This is a genomic window from Morganella sp. EGD-HP17 (assembly GCF_000512315.2).
Taxonomy (GTDB): domain Bacteria; phylum Pseudomonadota; class Gammaproteobacteria; order Enterobacterales; family Enterobacteriaceae; genus Morganella; species Morganella morganii.
Map to the genome: position 1 here is coordinate 1 of NZ_AZRH01000020.1, position 17,554 is coordinate 17,554.

Below are 17,554 nucleotides of genomic sequence, written 5' to 3' on the forward strand. Positions count from 1 at the left end.
ACGGATGTAATAATCCTAAAAAGGGCATCATTTGATGCCCTTTTTCTGCGTTGTTTTATGAAGAACCTATCTCATCACTAGTTGATCATCAACTACTGGTGAGATAGGCTCTCACGCAACGAATGGTGAGTATCTCGAAGAATACGAAACTCATGCTGGATTATGACGCCAAGTCAGATACAATTGCATCTGTCCCTAATTTTGGTCTGATTTGTTTTGCAACAGCGAGGCAGTCCGGCTGACTTTTTTATTTCATGGTTACAGGTTGGTTTATGAGTGCGAATAGCGAAGCTCAACAAAACGGCCGTGGTGCTGACATTGCCAAATGGTTAGTGGTCGCAGTTCTGCTGATCGCTGCTATCGGCGGTAACTACTACTTCCGCGAATTTAATCTCGCGCTGCGTGCGCTGGCAGTTGTTGTCGTCATCGCATTAGCCGGTGGTATTGCACTGTGGACAACGAAAGGCAAAGCGACACTGACTTTTGCCCGCGAAGCACGGGTTGAAATGCGTAAAGTGATCTGGCCTACACGTCAGGAAACACTGCATACAACACTGATCGTTGCGGCAGTCACAGCGGTTATGTCGTTAGTGTTATGGGGCCTTGATGGTATCCTTGTCCGTCTTGTTTCCTATATAACATCCTTCTGAGGTTCTAAAGATGTCGGATTCTCCTAAAAAACGTTGGTATGTCATCCAGGCTTTCTCCGGATTCGAGAGCCGGGTTGCGCAGTCTCTGCGTGAACATATCAAAATCAACGGGATGGAAGATTCATTTGGCGAAGTCATGGTGCCAACGGAAGAAGTCGTCGAGATCCGCAGCGGTCAGCGCCGCAAAAGTGAGCGCAAATTCTTCCCGGGCTATGTCCTGGTTCAGATGGCGATGAACGATGCATCCTGGCATCTGGTGCGTAACGTACCGCGTGTAATGGGATTCATCGGCGGAACATCCGATCGTCCTGCACCGATCAGCGATAAAGAAGTTGATGCGATTATGAACCGCCTGCAGCAGGTGGGTGATAAGCCGCGTCCGAAAACGCTGTTCGAGCCGGGCGAAATGGTCCGTGTTTCCGATGGTCCGTTTGCAGACTTTAACGGTGTTGTTGAAGAAGTCGACTACGAGAAGAGCCGCCTGAAGGTATCAGTCTCTATTTTTGGTCGTGCAACACCGGTCGAACTGGATTTCAGTCAGGTCGAAAAACCGTAACGGTTTTTTTTCCGGGCTTGCAAAGGGCGGGAAATTTATCTACAATTTCGCGCCTTTTGTTTTTCAGGGGTTCGCGTTTTCACGCGGGCCTGTATTCATAGGGGAGCCGGGATAACCGGCGCTATTACCCACATTGAGGATTTTTAAATGGCTAAGAAAGTACAAGCCTATATCAAACTGCAGGTTGCAGCTGGTATGGCAAACCCAAGTCCACCGGTTGGTCCAGCACTGGGTCAGCAGGGTGTGAACATCATGGAATTCTGTAAAGCGTTTAACGCCAAAACAGACAGCATGGAAAAAGGTTTACCAATCCCGGTTGTTATCACCGTTTATGCTGACCGTTCTTTCACTTTCATCACTAAAACTCCGCCAGCGGCAGTTTTACTGAAGAAAGCTGCAGGTCTGAAATCTGGTTCCGGCAAACCGAACAAAGAGAAAGTAGGTAAAATTACTTCTGCTCAGGTTCGTGAGATTGCTGAGACTAAAGCAGCGGATATGACTGGTGCCGATGTAGAAGCTATGATGCGTTCTATCGAAGGTACTGCTCGTTCCATGGGCCTGGTAGTGGAGGGTTAATCGATGGCTAAACTGACCAAGCGCATGCGCAATATCCGTGAAAAAGTTGATGCTACCAAACTGTACGACATCAATGAAGCCGTAGCCCTGCTGAAAGAATTAGCGACTGCTAAATTCGTTGAAAGCGTTGACGTTGCCGTTAACCTGGGTATCGATGCACGTAAATCTGACCAAAACGTTCGCGGTGCAACTGTACTGCCAAACGGTACCGGTCGTTCTGTCCGCGTAGCTGTGTTCGCACAGGGCGCTAACGCTGAAGCTGCTAAAGCTGCAGGTGCAGAACTGGTTGGTATGGAAGACCTGGCTGACAAAATCAAAGCCGGCGAAATGGACTTCGACGTTGTTATCGCATCTCCGGATGCAATGCGCGTTGTTGGCCAATTAGGTCAGATCTTAGGCCCGCGCGGCCTGATGCCAAACCCGAAAGTGGGTACTGTAACGCCTAACGTTGCTGAAGCTGTGAACAACGCTAAAGCGGGTCAGGTTCGTTACCGTAACGACAAAAACGGGATCATCCACACCACTATCGGTAAAGTAGATTTCGACACTGATAAACTGAAAGAAAACCTGGAAGCTCTGCTGGTTGCGCTGAAAAAAGCAAAACCATCTTCAGCGAAAGGCGTGTACATCAAGAAAATCAGCCTGTCTACCACCATGGGTGCGGGTGTTGCAATCGACCAGTCTGGTCTGACTGCTGCTGCTTAATATCTGCGGATAGTAAGCGCTTTACATTGGGGTCAGGTTTCTGTAGAATCTGACGCCCAATGTTTGCTGTATTTGATTTAGTGAAATTATCACAGAATCAGGCACAGCCAGAATTTCGGTTGGAGCCCGGCCTTTTCCGGGCCCCGTCCAAGACCGCAGGTGTAAGTGATTACTTAATTTTCCTGCGTAGACGGTGACAGAGCCACAAGAATTTTATTCGAGTATTCTGCTCACCGTGTTTTAGCGCTCTCCACCTTCCGGTGCTGAGTGAAGTGAGTTCCGGGGTTGTATTACCCGGCTAAACCAGGAGCAAGAAGCTAATGGCATTAAATCTTCAAGACAAACAAGCGATTGTTGCTGAAGTCAGCGAAGTTGCCAAAGGTGCGCTGTCTGCAGTTGTCGCGGATTCCCGTGGTGTGACTGTAGATAAAATGACCGGTCTGCGTAAAGCATGTCGTGAAGCTGGCGTTACTGTACGTGTAGTACGTAACACCCTGCTGCGTCGTGCTGTTGAAGGTACCTCTTCTGAGTGCCTGAAAGACGTATTCGTCGGTCCTACCTTGATTGCATTTTCTCATGAACATCCGGGCGCTGCTGCTCGTCTGTTCAAAGAATTCGCGAAAGCGAACCCTGCATTCGAGATTAAAGCCGCAGCCTTTGAAGGTGAGTTAATTGCAGCGAAAGATATCGATCGCTTAGCAACACTCCCGACTTACGAAGAAGCAATCGCGCGCCTGATGGCAACCATGAAAGAAGCCTCTGCAGGCAAACTGGTTCGCACTCTGGCAGCGTTACGCGATCAGAAAGAAGCAGCTTAATTGCCCTTTCTTTTCTTCGTTGCTTTTTAACGTATAAACTTATTCTGAATTTTAGGAACATATCGTATGTCTATCACTAAAGAACAAATCCTGGACGCAGTTGCTGAAATGTCTGTAATGGACGTTGTTGAACTGATCACCATGATGGAAGAAAAATTCGGCGTTTCTGCTGCTGCTGCTGTAGCAGTTGCTGCGGGTCCTGCTGAAGCTGCTGAAGAGAAAACTGAGTTCGACGTTATTCTGAAAGCTGCAGGCGCTAACAAAGTTGCAGTAATCAAAGCTGTTCGCGGCGCAACTGGTCTGGGCCTGAAAGAAGCTAAAGACTTAGTTGAAAGCGCACCTGCTGCACTGAAAGAAGGTGTGAGCAAAGATGAAGCTGAAACTCTGAAAAAATCTCTGGAAGAAGCTGGCGCGGAAGTTGAAGTTAAATAAGCCACTTTTTGCAGTAGCAGCCTGAAAATGGCTGATGGCTGGTGACTTATTGGTCACCAGCCTTTTTGCGCTAATGCGCATGCGTGTGTTTCCGGGGTAACAGTTGTGTTATCTGACACCCGCAAACTCTCCGAATACTTTTTGCTATTGACGACTTAATATACTGTGTTTATGACTGCGATTCGCTCGGGTAGCTCGGTAGTCAGCAGCGCAATGAAATGATTTAAGAGTAATAGCAATGGGTATTAACAGAAAATGTTCAATTTTCTGTCCAAATTAGATAGTTGTAGCGACTGTCCGTCCGATACGGGCAGGCCGGGTCACTGATCAAGCGAGCTGAGGAACCCTATGGTTTACTCCTATACCGAGAAGAAACGTATTCGTAAGGATTTTGGTAAACGTCCGCAAGTGCTGGATGTACCTTATCTCCTTTCTATCCAGCTGGATTCATTCCAGAAATTCATTGAACTCGATCCGGACGGTCAGAACGGCCTGGAAGCCGCGTTCCGTTCCGTTTTCCCGATTCAGAGCTACAGTGGCAATGCTGAACTGCAATATGTCAGCTTCCGTCTGGGTGAGCCGGTATTTGACGTTAAAGAATGTCAGATCCGCGGCGTAACCTTTTCCGCACCACTGCGCGTAAAACTGCGTCTGGTTGTTTACGAGCGTGAAGCACCGGAAGGCACAGTTAAAGATATTAAAGAACAGGAAGTTTACATGGGCGAGATTCCGCTCATGACCGAAAACGGAACGTTCGTTATCAACGGTACTGAGCGTGTTATCGTTTCTCAGTTACACCGCAGCCCGGGCGTGTTCTTTGACAGTGACAAAGGTAAAACACACTCTTCCGGTAAAGTGCTGTATAACGCACGTATCATTCCTTACCGTGGTTCATGGCTGGATTTCGAGTTCGATCCGAAAGACAACTTATTTGTCCGTATTGACCGCCGCCGTAAATTACCGGCTTCGATCATTCTGCGTGCGATGAATTTCAGCACCGAAGACATTCTGAACCTGTTCTTCGAAAAAACCACCTTTGAAATCCGCAATAATAAACTGACCATGACCCTCATTCCTGAGCGTCTGCGTGGTGAAACTGCGTCCTTCGATATCGAAGCGAACGGTAAAGTTTATATTGAGAAAGGCCGTCGTATCACTGCCCGTCATATCCGCCAGCTGGAAAAAGACGAAGTCAGCCAGATTGAAGTTCCTGTTGAATATATCGCAGGCAAAGTGGTTGCGCGTGATTACATCGATGAAGCGACCGGCGAATTAATCTGTGCGGCGAACATGGAAATGTCACTGGATCTGCTGGCGCGTCTGAGCCAGTCCGGTCACAAAACCATTGAAACCCTGTTCACCAACGACCTGGATCACGGCGCCTACATGTCAGAAACCCTGCGTGTGGATCCGACCAACGATCGTTTAAGCGCACTGGTAGAAATCTACCGCATGATGCGTCCTGGTGAGCCGCCAACCCGCGAAGCTGCTGAAAACCTGTTCGAGAACCTGTTCTTCTCTGAAGATCGTTATGATCTGTCTGCGGTCGGCCGCATGAAGTTCAACCGTTCACTGGGTCGTGATGACTCTGACGGTACCGGGATCCTGAGCCAGCAGGACATTACTGATGTCATGAAGAAACTGATCGACATCCGTAACGGCCGCGGTGAAGTGGACGATATCGACCACTTAGGTAACCGTCGTATCCGTTCTGTCGGTGAAATGGCAGAGAACCAGTTCCGTGTGGGTCTGGTCCGTGTTGAGCGTGCAGTGAAAGAGCGTCTGTCTCTGGGTGATCTGGATAACCTGATGCCTCAGGATATGATCAACGCCAAGCCGATTTCTGCTGCGGTTAAAGAGTTCTTTGGTTCCAGCCAGCTGTCCCAGTTTATGGACCAGAACAACCCGCTGTCAGAAATTACGCACAAACGCCGTATCTCAGCATTAGGCCCGGGTGGTCTGACCCGTGAACGTGCCGGCTTCGAAGTCCGAGACGTTCACCCGACTCACTACGGTCGCGTATGTCCTATCGAGACCCCTGAAGGTCCGAACATCGGTCTGATCAACTCCTTATCTGTTTATGCACAGACTAACGAATATGGTTTCCTGGAAACCCCGTACCGTTTAGTGCGTGACGATGTTGTTACTGATGAAATTCATTATCTGTCTGCAATCGAAGAAGGTAACTTCATCATTGCACAGGCAAACACCGTATTAGATGACGACGGCCACTTCGTTGATGAACTGATCACCTGCCGTAACAAAGGTGAATCCAGCTTATTCAGCCGTGATCAGGTTCAGTACATGGACGTTTCCACCCAGCAGGTGGTTTCTGTCGGTGCATCCCTGATCCCGTTCCTGGAACACGATGACGCCAACCGTGCATTGATGGGTGCGAACATGCAACGTCAGGCGGTTCCGACTCTGCGCGCTGACAAACCGCTGGTTGGTACCGGTATGGAACGTGCGGTAGCCGTTGACTCCGGTGTTACAGCCGTAGCCAAACGCGGCGGTACTGTTCAGTACGTTGACGCATCACGTATCGTTATCAAGGTAAATGAAGATGAAATGTATGCCGGCGAAGCGGGCATCGACATCTACAGCCTGACCAAATATACCCGTTCTAACCAGAACACCTGTATCAACCAGACTCCTTGCGTATCGCTGGGTGAGCCGGTTGAGCGCGGTGACGTGCTGGCTGATGGTCCGTCAACTGACCTCGGCGAACTGGCACTGGGTCAGAACATGCGTGTGGCATTTATGCCATGGAACGGTTACAACTTCGAAGACTCCATCCTCGTGTCCGAGCGTGTTGTTCAGGAAGACCGTTTCACCACTATCCACATCCAGGAACTGGCTTGTGTGTCCCGTGACACCAAACTGGGGCCTGAAGAGATCACTGCGGACATCCCTAACGTGGGTGAAGCGGCTCTCTCCAAACTGGATGAATCCGGTATCGTGTATATCGGTGCGGAAGTGAAAGGCGGCGACATTCTGGTCGGTAAAGTGACACCGAAAGGTGAAACACAGTTAACCCCGGAAGAGAAACTGCTGCGTGCTATCTTCGGTGAAAAAGCGTCAGACGTGAAAGATTCATCTCTGCGCGTACCGAATGGTGTTTCCGGTACTGTTATCGACGTCCAGGTCTTTACCCGCGATGGCGTGGAAAAAGACAAGCGTGCTCTCGAAATCGAAGAGATGCAGCTGCGTGACGCGAAGAAAGACCTGACCGAAGAGCTCCAGATTCTGGAAGCCGGTCTGTTCAGCCGTATCCGTTCCGTTCTGATCAACGGCGGTATGGAAGCTGACAAACTGGACAAACTGCCGCGCGAGCGCTGGTTAGAACTGGCTCTGACTGATGAAGAGAAACAGAATCAGTTAGAACAGCTGGCAGAACAGTATGACGAACTGAAATCTGAGTTCGCCAAGAAACTGGAAGCGAAACGCCGCAAAATCACCCAGGGCGATGATCTGGCACCGGGCGTGCTGAAAATCGTTAAAGTGTATCTGGCTGTTAAACGTCAGATCCAGCCTGGTGATAAAATGGCGGGTCGTCACGGTAACAAAGGGGTTATCTCAAAAATTAACCCTATCGAAGATATGCCATACGATGAAAAAGGTAACCCTGTTGACATCGTACTGAACCCGCTGGGCGTACCATCGCGTATGAACATCGGTCAGATTCTGGAAACCCACCTGGGTATGGCTGCGAAAGGCATCGGTGACAAAATCAACCAGATGATCAAAGAGCAGCAGGAAGTCGCGAAATTACGTGAATTCATCCAGAAAGCCTATGACCTGGGTAACGACCCGCGTCAGAAAGTGGATCTGAACACCTTCAGTGATGAAGAAGTTCTGCGTCTGGCGGACAACCTGAAAAAAGGTATGCCGACAGCAACACCAGTATTCGATGGTGCAAAAGAGCAGGAAATCAAAGCATTACTGACCCTGGGTGGCTTACCGACTTCCGGTCAGATCACACTGTTTGATGGTCGTACCGGCGAGCAGTTCGAGCGTCAGGTTACCGTCGGCTATATGTACATGCTGAAACTGAACCACTTGGTTGATGACAAGATGCATGCGCGTTCTACCGGTTCTTACAGCCTGGTTACCCAGCAGCCGCTGGGTGGTAAGGCACAGTTCGGTGGTCAGCGCTTCGGGGAGATGGAAGTGTGGGCACTGGAAGCATACGGTGCCGCTTACACCCTCCAGGAGATGCTGACTGTGAAATCGGATGACGTTAACGGTCGTACGAAGATGTATAAAAACATCGTCGACGGCAGTCATCAGATGGAGCCGGGAATGCCGGAATCTTTCAACGTATTGCTGAAAGAAATCCGTTCCCTCGGTATCAATATCGAGCTGGAAGACGAGTAATTACCGTTGTGGCTGCCCGTGGTACACGGGCAGCACCAGTAAATCTGGTTTAAGGGACAAACAGACGACCGTTTGTCTCACAGGTCTAACTCCGACAGGAGCCATTTCGTGAAAGACTTATTAAAGTTTCTGAAAGCGCAAACCAAGACCGAAGAGTTTGATGCGATCAAAATTGGTCTGGCCTCACCTGACATGATTCGTTCATGGTCATTTGGTGAAGTGAAAAAGCCGGAAACCATTAACTACCGTACGTTCAAACCTGAGCGTGACGGGCTTTTCTGTGCGCGTATCTTCGGGCCGGTAAAAGATTACGAATGTTTGTGCGGTAAGTACAAACGTCTGAAACACCGTGGTGTGATTTGTGAGAAGTGTGGTGTTGAAGTGACTCAGACTAAAGTGCGCCGTGAGCGCATGGGTCACATCGAACTGGCATCACCGACCGCACACATCTGGTTCCTGAAATCACTGCCGTCCCGTATCGGCCTGCTGCTGGATATGCCGCTGCGTGATATCGAACGTGTTCTGTACTTTGAATCTTATGTTGTTGTTGAAGGCGGGATGACCAGCCTTGAGCGCAGCCAGATTCTGACAGAAGAACAGTATCTCGACGCTCTGGAAGAGTTCGGTGATGAATTCGACGCGAAAATGGGTGCGGAAGCCATCCAGGCATTGCTGAAAGCAATGGATCTGGAACAGGAAGTCGAAAACCTGCGCGAAGAACTGAATGAAACCAATTCAGAAACCAAACGTAAGAAACTGACCAAGCGCATCAAGCTGCTGGAAGCCTTCATTCAGTCCGGTAACAAACCTGAGTGGATGATCCTGACAGTGCTGCCGGTATTACCACCGGATCTGCGTCCGTTAGTTCCGCTCGACGGCGGTCGCTTTGCGACTTCAGATCTGAACGATCTGTACCGTCGTGTGATCAACCGTAACAACCGTCTGAAACGCCTGCTGGATCTGGCTGCACCTGACATCATCGTACGTAACGAAAAACGTATGCTGCAGGAAGCCGTGGATGCGCTGCTGGATAACGGCCGTCGTGGTCGTGCAATTACCGGCTCTAACAAGCGTCCGCTGAAATCTCTGGCAGACATGATCAAAGGTAAACAGGGTCGTTTCCGTCAGAACCTGCTCGGTAAGCGTGTTGACTATTCCGGTCGTTCTGTAATCACCGTAGGTCCATACCTGCGTCTGCATCAGTGCGGTCTGCCTAAGAAAATGGCACTGGAACTGTTCAAACCGTTCATCTACGGCAAGCTGGAACTGCGTGGTCTCGCAACCACCATTAAAGCAGCCAAGAAAATGGTTGAGCGCGAAGAAGCGGTCGTATGGGATATCCTGGATGAAGTTATCCGTGAGCACCCGGTTCTCCTGAACCGTGCACCGACACTTCACCGTCTGGGTATTCAGGCGTTTGAACCAATCCTTATCGAAGGTAAAGCTATCCAGCTGCACCCGCTCGTTTGTGCGGCATATAACGCCGACTTCGATGGTGACCAGATGGCGGTTCACGTTCCTCTGACCCTGGAAGCTCAGCTCGAAGCCCGTGCCCTGATGATGTCCACCAACAACATCCTGTCACCGGCAAGCGGCGATCCGATTATCGTACCTTCTCAGGACGTTGTTCTGGGCCTGTACTACATGACCCGTGACTGTGTTAACGCCAAAGGCGAAGGCATGGTACTGAACGGTTCAACTGAAGCTGAGCGTGTATACCGCGCCGGTCATGCGTCTCTGCATGCCCGTGTGAAAGTCCGTATCACTGAAGAAGTGAAAGACGGCGAAGGTAATATCACCAAGCGTACCAGCATGATTGATACCACTGTCGGCCGTGCCATCTTATGGCGTATCGTTCCGCGTGGTCTGCCTTACTCACTGGTTAACCAGCCGCTGGGTAAAAAAGCAATCTCCAAAATGCTGAACACCTGTTACCGTATTCTGGGTCTGAAGCCGACCGTTATCTTTGCTGACCAGATCATGTACACCGGTTTTGCCTACGCTGCCCGTTCAGGTGCATCCGTTGGTATCGATGACATGGTTATTCCGGAGAAAAAAGCCGGGATCATCGCGGAAGCCGAAGCGGAAGTGGCAGAAATCCAGGAGCAGTTCCAGTCTGGTCTGGTTACCGCCGGCGAACGTTATAACAAAGTTATCGATATCTGGGCCGCGGCCAACGAACGTGTTGCCAAGGCGATGATGGAAAACCTGTCTGTTGAAACCGTGGTTAACCGCGACGGCGAAGAAGAACAGCAGGTTTCTTTCAACAGTATCTTTATGATGGCCGACTCCGGTGCGCGTGGTTCTGCTGCACAGATTCGTCAGCTGGCCGGTATGCGTGGTCTGATGGCGAAACCGGATGGTTCCATCATCGAAACGCCAATCACCGCGAACTTCCGTGAAGGTCTTGACGTACTCCAGTACTTCATCTCAACCCACGGTGCACGTAAAGGTCTGGCGGATACCGCACTGAAAACAGCAAACTCCGGTTACCTGACCCGTCGTCTGGTTGACGTGGCGCAAGACCTCGTCATCACTGAAGATGACTGTGGTACGCACGAAGGTATCGTCATGACCCCGGTTATCGAGGGTGGTGATGTTAAAGAACCTCTGCGCGACCGCGTATTAGGCCGTGTGGCTGCTGAAGATATTCTGAAGCCGGGTACTGCGGATATTCTTATCCCGCGTAACACCCTGCTGCACGAAAAACAGTGTGACCTGTTAGAAGAAAACTCAGTCGACAGCGTGAAAGTCCGCTCTGTGGTTAGTTGCGAAACTGACTTCGGTGTTTGTGCGAAATGCTACGGCCGTGACCTGGCGCGTGGTCACATCATCAACGCCGGTGAGGCGGTGGGTGTTATCGCGGCACAGTCAATCGGTGAACCGGGTACACAGCTGACGATGCGTACGTTCCACATCGGTGGTGCGGCATCCCGTGCTGCTGCGGAATCCAGCATTCAGGTCCGTAACAAGGGTACACTGAAACTGTTCAACGCGAAGTTCATCATGAACTCTGCGGGCAAACTGGTTATCACGTCCCGTAACACAGAGCTGCGTCTGATCGACGAATTCGGCCGTACCAAAGAGAGCTACAAAGTACCTTACGGTGCCCAGCTCTCCAAAGGTGACGGTGAAGCCGTCAACGGCGGTGAAACTGTCGCTAACTGGGATCCGCATACCATGCCGGTTGTCAGTGAAGTGTCCGGTATCATCCGCTTTACCGACATGCACGACGGCCAGACCATTACCCGTCAGACTGATGAATTAACCGGTCTGTCCTCACTGGTTGTTCTGGATTCTGCAGAACGTACCACCAGTGCGAAAGAAATGCGTCCGGCACTGAAAATTGTCGATGCACAGGGTAACGATGTTCTGATCCCGAACACTGATATGCCTGCAGCGTACTTCTTACCGGGTAAAGCGATTGTTCAGCTGGATGACGGCGTGGCAATCACCGCCGGTGACACGCTGGCACGTATCCCGCAGGAATCTGTCGGTACCAAGGATATTACCGGTGGTCTGCCGCGCGTTGCGGATCTGTTCGAAGCGCGTCGTCCGAAAGAGCCTGCGATCCTGGCTGAAATCAGCGGTATCATCTCGTTCGGTAAAGAGACCAAAGGTAAGCGTCGTCTGGTGATCACACCAATCGACGGCAGCGATCCTTACGAAGAGATGATTCCGAAATGGCGTCAGCTCAACGTGTTCGAAGGTGAAATGGTTGAACGTGGTGACGTCGTATCTGATGGTCCGGAATCACCGCACGATATCCTGCGTCTGCGCGGCGTGAATGCCGTTGCACGTTATATCGCGAACGAAGTCCAGGAAGTTTACCGCTTACAGGGCGTTAAGATTAACGATAAACACATCGAAGTTATCGTTCGTCAGATGCTGCGTAAAGTCACCATCACCTCTGCGGGAAGCTCTGAGTTCCTCGAAGGTGAGCAGGTTGAATATGCACGCGTGAAAGTGGCAAACCGTCTGCTGGAGCAGGAAGGCAAAATCCCTGCAACCTTCGAACGTGATCTGCTGGGTATCACCAAAGCGTCTCTGGCAACAGAGTCCTTTATCTCTGCGGCATCGTTCCAGGAGACCACACGCGTTCTGACCGAAGCGGCCGTTGCGGGTAAACGCGACGAACTGCGCGGTCTGAAAGAGAACGTCATTGTGGGTCGCCTGATCCCGGCCGGTACCGGTTTCGCGTACCACCAGGATCGTATCCGCCGCCGTCACCTGGCAGAAACTGCCGAGGCAGCACCACAGCAGGTCAGCGCTGATGAAGCAACAGCTAACTTAGCTGAGCTTCTGAACGCCGGCTTCGGTGGCAGCAAAGAGTAAGTGATACAGCAATGTAACTGACTGAACAGCCCTCCTTTTTTAAGGAGGGCTTTTTTGTGCAGTACAGCAGGTAAACGGGCATATTATGCGCAACGTATTGTTTATTTTTATGATTTTATTTTCTGTCGCCGGTGTCAGCCGGGCGGCGGAAGTGCCTTCTGATTCTCAGGAATGGTTACTGAAAGATGAACCGCCGGTTTTGATTCAGGTAAAAGAACCGCAGGTGATTTTTGCTCCGGTGGCCGGTGTGATGCAGGGGGTTGCGGAACTGAACCCGTCACACGGTTTTTATATTTATCCGATGAAGGGCGAATTCCGTGAATTACAGTTTGGTAATGATCGCGGTTTTATCGGCAGCGAACAGCTGTCAGATAAAAAACCTAAAGTCGTGCCGCCGCTGGATACACTGAATGAACTCAATAATCCGATTTATGATTATCTGATAACCATCAGCAACACCAATGTGTTTGGCTCGCCGGATGAATCTAAATCCCCTGTTGCCACCCTGTTTGGTGATCTGCGTTATCCGGTGCTGGCCAAAATGGTCAGGGAAAACCGGGAAGGTGAAAAAATTGTCTGGCTGACTATCCGCCTGGCGGACAGACTGGCGTACATCCGCCTGTCAGATGTGGAACTGGACAAAGGGATTCCGATCCTGACGTATCATCATATCCTGAAAGACAGTGAAAACAGGAATTTCCGTCATACCTCGACCACCACATCCGTTGAAGCCTTTAAGGCGCAGATGGATTATCTGAAGAAGGCCGGTTACCGGACGATTTCCCTTGATGATGTGGCCGGTTATCTGGCGAAGGAAAATAACCTGCCGGGTAAAGTGGTGGCGCTGACGTTCGACGATGGCCTGAAATCGGTTTACCGCTATGCATATCCGATCCTGAAGCAGAATGATCAGAAAGCCACACTGTTTGTGATTTCCTCGCGGGTGAAATCAAAACCGCAGAAATGGGCACCGGACGGATTGCAGTTTATGTGCTGGCCGGAGCTGATGCAGTCACGGGATGTGTTTGATATTCAGTCACATACGCATTTTTTACATCGGCTGGATAACCGCAAAAACCCGATTATTTTCAGCCGTAAGGAACACACGATCCTGCTGGACTACCAGCGTTCGCAGCGCGTTCTGGCGAAACTGAACCCCGAACAGCATTATCTGGCATATCCTTTCGGGGCATATAATCAGGATGCGATGGATGCCGCACAGCAGGCCGGTATGACGATGGCCGTCACCACCATTCAGGGGAAAGTCCGCCTCGGCGATAATCCATATGCGCTGAAACGCCTGTATGCACTGCGTACCGACCCGATTGAGAAATTTGCCACCATGATTGGCAACAGTGGTCCGGAAGTGGTGAATAAGGATATTGTTGTCGACAGATAATCCCGTTTTTATATAACAACTCACGGCCTGATAATAACGATTATCAGGCCATTTTTTTGTGTGTACATTATGAAATCAGAAATTGCAGTTCATAAGGGGCGGATTCATAACTGACCAGGTTATCTTCAAATTCATTGGCGATAACCATCCGTGGTTTTTCTTTTCCGTGGAAATAACGTTTCACCATTTCAGCATCGATATTCTCACTGAGATAATGACAGATACAGCAAAGATAAAACCCGGCCGGTAAACACACCAGATTCGGAGAATCAAAATCCGGTTTCTCTTTCAGGTAAATCAGGTATTTCGACGGGTAGAAGGTTTGCTCAATAATGTTTTTATAATCCAGCACATAGGCGTATTGCCGCAGATAATCGAGGGACTGATTTTCCGGTCTGGCTTTCATTTCAGCCAGCCGCAGTTCCATTTTTGAAATCGGGCGATCTGCCGGATAACAGGGAACAAACAGACACCAGCGTTCCGGTAATTCGGTGGTATAAAAAGCCCCGTTGCGCGGTTTATTATCAGTGAAGGTAAAGTAATCCAGATACCAGTCCAGCGTTTCAATGGTCTTTTTTAATTCTGCCATCTGCTGTAATTTACGTGATTTTTCCTGGATTAAATATTCGGTCAATTTATTTTTATCGCCACTTTCCATAATAGTTTTAATATCACTCAGGCTCATATTCATTTTCTGAAGATATTTAATTCTGTCGATATAATGAAATTGTTCAAATGTATAATAACGGTATCCGTTTTCATTATCCGTATAACCTGGTTTGAGAATGGATTTTTTATCATAAAAACGCAGTGTCTGCGTTGAAACGCCTAATAGCGCGGCAGTTTCCCCGATAGTAAAATATTTCTTCATGATTGCTGCCTGTAAAATAATTACTTTTATTTAAATTATCAGATTTAAAATTAACATACTATTTCCCGGGGAAATAATTTTGTGATTATCTTCTCATAACCTGAATTACGGATTTAACCTTATTCCAGCTATAAGGTTTAGGGTGTGCGCATTGTTATTTATTGTTAAAAAAGCAGGATAAAAAATGAAAGAACGCACACAGCTATTGTATTCAGGGGAAATGAATTTACCGGGTCATATTCATCCGGATGCGCCCGCTATTTTTCCGGCTACCGCCTATGCCATGCAGGATACGCAGCACTATTTTGCGGTCAGCAGCGGCAATGGTGAGTATCAGTATAACCGTACCGCAAACCCGAACCGGGACAGCTTATCTGCCGCGATTTCACTGATGGAAGACGGAGAAGTCTCTGCCGTTATGGCCTCCGGGATGGCAGCAATCTCAGCAACACTGCTGAGCCTGCTCAGACAGGGCGACCATCTTGTCGTGAATGAGGCTATTTACGGCGAAACCATCGAACTGATTGATTTAATTCTGGTTCCGCTGGGGGTAACAGTAACCTATGCGGATTTTCTGTCACCGGAGTCGGTACAGTCCGCCATCCGGCCGGAAACGGTGATGCTGTATACTGAAATTATCAGTAACCCGCTGATTAAAGTGGTCGATATCGATGCCATTGCCGGTATCAGCCGGGCGAATGATTGCCTGCTGGTGGTGGATAATACCTTTTCAACCCCGTTTGTCATAAAGCCCTTACAGCACGGCGCGGATATCGTGATCCACAGCCTGACCAAATTTTTCGGGGGCCACAGTGATTTAACCGCCGGCTCGGTAACCTGCTCACAGGCACTGATGCAGAAAATTGAGCTGAAAGCCCGCCTGCTGGGAGGATGCAGTGATCCTTATACGGCCTGGCTCTGTCTGCGCAGCATCCGGACAATGGAAATGCGGGTATCGCGCCAGATGGAAAATGCACAGCGTATTGCGGAAGCACTCAGCGGTGACCCGCGTGTGGCTCAGGTGAATTATCCGGGCCTGGCGTCACATCCTCAGCATGATTTAGCGAAATCCCTGTTTCTGCAGGGCTGCGGCCCGATGCTCAGTTTCCGTGTCGCTGATGACCAGACAAAAGTCGATGCTTTTATCCGCCGTTTAAATCTTATTACCTATCTGGGCACGCTGGGCGGGTTCCGCACCTCTCTGGCGCATCCGGCAACCGCATTCCGCACTGAATTTACACCGCAGCAACTGATTGATTTCGGTATGCATGAGGGGCTTATCCGTATTTCTGCCGGATGCGAAGCTGCCGAAGATTTAATTGCTGATATTACTCAGGCACTTGATGTGTTTAATTAAACCGGATACTCACTATGGACACGATTCTTAATATTATTAATCAGTTTTCAGATTTTATCTGGACTTATCCGATGCCGGTTTTATTAGTCAGTCTTGGTATCTGGCTGACCATTAAATTCCGGTTTAAATACCAGCTGAATTTCCGTTTTAATATTAAAAATACCTACGGCGGGTTGTTTAAGAAAAAAAATGCCGGTGAACAAATTCAGGGGGCGGGCTCAGTATCCAGTTTTGCCGCCGCCTGTACCGCGCTGGCGAATACCGTGGGTATCGGCAGTATCGGCGGGGTGGCAACCGCGATTACGATGGGCGGGCCGGGCGCGATATTCTGGCTTTGGTTTTCTGCTTTTTTCGGAATTGCGACCAAAGCCTGTGAAATTATTCTCGGCCAGCGTTACCGCGTCAAATATGAAAAATCGATGGATGAGTATGTCTGTGACCGCTCATTTGTGATGGAACATGCTCTGGGCTGGAAAAAAGGTGCGGTTGCATTGTCGGTATGCTGTTTTATGCTCGGGCCGTGGACTTGTCTGGTACAGAGTGAATCCGCGACGTCCTCTATCGAAGAAGCGTTTAATGTCGACAGTTACCTGACATTGCTGGTGATGGTTATTTTTATTGCCAGTGTCATTATCGGCGGATTAAAAGGTATTTCCTCCAAAATGGAAAGTGTGGTGCCGAAACTGGCGATCACCTATCTGACCGTTGCCGTTATTCTGCTGGTGATGAATTATGATCAGATCCTGCCTGCATTTGCGCTGATTTTTAAATCGGCCTTTTCACCGGCTGCCGGTGTCGGCGGATTTGCCGGAGCAACTGTGATGGAAGCCATCCGTTTCGGGATCGCCAGGGGGATTTATTCCAATGACGCCGGAACCGGCTACGGTATTGTGGCACATGCGGCAGCAACAACCGATCACCCGATCCGCCAGTCCAGCTGGGGTTTCGGCGAGGTTTTCCTGACCATTATTATCTGTACTGTTACCGCGCTGGCTATTCTGACCACTAACGTGTGGGTGGATTACGCCGGTATTACCTCATCACGCCTGACCACGCTGGCATTTAAAGTGACATACGGTGATGCGGGCAGCTGGTTTATGGCGATATTTATCACCCTGCTGGCCTGTACCACGACCATCGGCATGTATTTTACCTGTGAGAAAGCGGTGAACTTTTTCTTCGGGGACACCAGAGCCAATAAAATCGCGAAGAATCTGTACCGGGTTTATTACCTGGCGCCGATTGTGTTATTCACTAACCTTCAGGCCGATATTTTATGGGCGCTGACCGATATTCTGAGTGCGGTTTATGTGCTGATCACTATGACATTAATACTGAGCCGGCGGAAAGAGATTTTCCGGTTATTTAATGATTTCTGGGATCGCTATATTCCGGCGAAAAATGCCGGACAGGATGTGCCGCCGGTGACTTACTGTAAGCGGATAGAATAAAAAAATCAGGCCGGTATTCACCGGCCT

The 17,554-nt window shown here is 49.7% G+C and carries 12 protein-coding genes; 11 read left to right on the forward strand and 1 reads right to left on the reverse strand.

The features are described 5' to 3' along the window. Positions 1 to 272: 272 nt before the first annotated feature. The 9 genes from secE to X965_RS17100 all read left to right on the forward strand — a co-directional run bounded on the left by secE (position 273) and on the right by X965_RS17100 (position 13,848). On the forward strand, positions 273 to 650 hold the full coding sequence (secE, locus tag X965_RS17060) for a preprotein translocase subunit SecE (RefSeq protein ID WP_004238482.1): 378 nt from the start codon (positions 273 to 275) through the stop codon (positions 648 to 650). Positions 651 to 660: 10 nt separating this feature from the next. After that, on the forward strand, positions 661 to 1,206 hold the full coding sequence (gene nusG, locus X965_RS17065) for a transcription termination/antitermination protein NusG (RefSeq protein ID WP_004238483.1): 546 nt from the start codon (positions 661 to 663) through the stop codon (positions 1,204 to 1,206). A 147-nt stretch (positions 1,207 to 1,353) separates the two neighbouring features. Continuing rightward, positions 1,354 to 1,782, forward strand: coding sequence for a 50S ribosomal protein L11 (gene rplK / locus X965_RS17070; RefSeq protein ID WP_004238484.1), 429 nt, complete (start codon positions 1,354 to 1,356; stop codon positions 1,780 to 1,782). Positions 1,783 to 1,785: 3 nt separating this feature from the next. Continuing rightward, positions 1,786 to 2,487 carry a 50S ribosomal protein L1 gene (gene rplA / locus X965_RS17075; protein ID WP_004238485.1) on the forward strand — a complete coding sequence of 234 codons (702 nt, stop codon included), beginning with the start codon at positions 1,786 to 1,788 and terminating at the stop codon, positions 2,485 to 2,487. Positions 2,488 to 2,807: 320 nt separating this feature from the next. After that, positions 2,808 to 3,305 (forward strand): 50S ribosomal protein L10, encoded by a 498-nt coding sequence (gene rplJ / locus X965_RS17080; RefSeq protein WP_004242307.1) that lies wholly within the window; start codon positions 2,808 to 2,810, stop codon positions 3,303 to 3,305. Positions 3,306 to 3,371: 66 nt separating this feature from the next. Next, on the forward strand, positions 3,372 to 3,737 hold the full coding sequence (rplL, locus tag X965_RS17085; RefSeq protein WP_004242306.1) for a 50S ribosomal protein L7/L12: 366 nt from the start codon (positions 3,372 to 3,374) through the stop codon (positions 3,735 to 3,737). A 348-nt stretch (positions 3,738 to 4,085) separates the two neighbouring features. Continuing rightward, positions 4,086 to 8,114: a DNA-directed RNA polymerase subunit beta gene (gene rpoB / locus X965_RS17090; protein WP_004242304.1), complete on the forward strand. Its 4,029-nt coding sequence runs from the start codon at positions 4,086 to 4,088 to the stop codon at positions 8,112 to 8,114. 108 nt (positions 8,115 to 8,222) lie between these two features. Beyond that, positions 8,223 to 12,449 (forward strand): DNA-directed RNA polymerase subunit beta', encoded by a 4,227-nt coding sequence (gene rpoC, locus X965_RS17095; RefSeq protein WP_004242303.1) that lies wholly within the window; start codon positions 8,223 to 8,225, stop codon positions 12,447 to 12,449. 85 nt (positions 12,450 to 12,534) lie between these two features. Next, a complete protein-coding gene (locus tag X965_RS17100) occupies positions 12,535 to 13,848 on the forward strand; it encodes a polysaccharide deacetylase family protein (protein WP_036419151.1) in 1,314 nt (437 codons plus the stop codon). A gap of 67 nt (positions 13,849 to 13,915) precedes the next feature. On the opposite strand, the gene X965_RS17105 is transcribed toward X965_RS17100, so the two are convergent. Continuing rightward, on the reverse strand, positions 13,916 to 14,719 hold the full coding sequence (locus tag X965_RS17105; protein ID WP_004242301.1) for a MerR family transcriptional regulator: 804 nt from the start codon (positions 14,717 to 14,719) through the stop codon (positions 13,916 to 13,918). 184 nt (positions 14,720 to 14,903) lie between these two features. Between X965_RS17105 and X965_RS17110 the strand changes: the two genes are divergently transcribed. Together X965_RS17110 and X965_RS17115 are read left to right on the forward strand one after the other, a co-directional pair. Further along, positions 14,904 to 16,076 carry a PLP-dependent aspartate aminotransferase family protein gene (locus tag X965_RS17110; RefSeq protein WP_036419154.1) on the forward strand — a complete coding sequence of 391 codons (1,173 nt, stop codon included), beginning with the start codon at positions 14,904 to 14,906 and terminating at the stop codon, positions 16,074 to 16,076. A 14-nt stretch (positions 16,077 to 16,090) separates the two neighbouring features. Further along, entirely contained in the window at positions 16,091 to 17,527 is a 1,437-nt protein-coding gene (locus X965_RS17115; RefSeq protein WP_004242299.1) for a sodium:alanine symporter family protein, read from the forward strand. Positions 17,528 to 17,554: the final 27 nt, after the last annotated feature.

What these genes read in the sequence shown, in the direction of transcription:
- rpoB (WP_004242304.1), top strand. Translation starts at nt 4,086, where the DNA reads ATGGTTTACTCCTATACCGAGAAGAAACGTATTCGTAAGGATTTTGGT.
- X965_RS17115 (WP_004242299.1), top strand. Translation starts at nt 16,091, where the DNA reads ATGGACACGATTCTTAATATTATTAATCAGTTTTCAGATTTTATCTGG.
- rplL (WP_004242306.1), top strand. Translation starts at nt 3,372, where the DNA reads ATGTCTATCACTAAAGAACAAATCCTGGACGCAGTTGCTGAAATGTCT.
- X965_RS17105 (WP_004242301.1), bottom strand. Translation starts at nt 14,719, where the DNA reads ATGAAGAAATATTTTACTATCGGGGAAACTGCCGCGCTATTAGGCGTT.
- secE (WP_004238482.1), top strand. Translation starts at nt 273, where the DNA reads ATGAGTGCGAATAGCGAAGCTCAACAAAACGGCCGTGGTGCTGACATT.
- rplK (WP_004238484.1), top strand. Translation starts at nt 1,354, where the DNA reads ATGGCTAAGAAAGTACAAGCCTATATCAAACTGCAGGTTGCAGCTGGT.
- X965_RS17100 (WP_036419151.1), top strand. Translation starts at nt 12,535, where the DNA reads ATGCGCAACGTATTGTTTATTTTTATGATTTTATTTTCTGTCGCCGGT.
- rplJ (WP_004242307.1), top strand. Translation starts at nt 2,808, where the DNA reads ATGGCATTAAATCTTCAAGACAAACAAGCGATTGTTGCTGAAGTCAGC.
- nusG (WP_004238483.1), top strand. Translation starts at nt 661, where the DNA reads ATGTCGGATTCTCCTAAAAAACGTTGGTATGTCATCCAGGCTTTCTCC.
- X965_RS17110 (WP_036419154.1), top strand. Translation starts at nt 14,904, where the DNA reads ATGAAAGAACGCACACAGCTATTGTATTCAGGGGAAATGAATTTACCG.
- rplA (WP_004238485.1), top strand. Translation starts at nt 1,786, where the DNA reads ATGGCTAAACTGACCAAGCGCATGCGCAATATCCGTGAAAAAGTTGAT.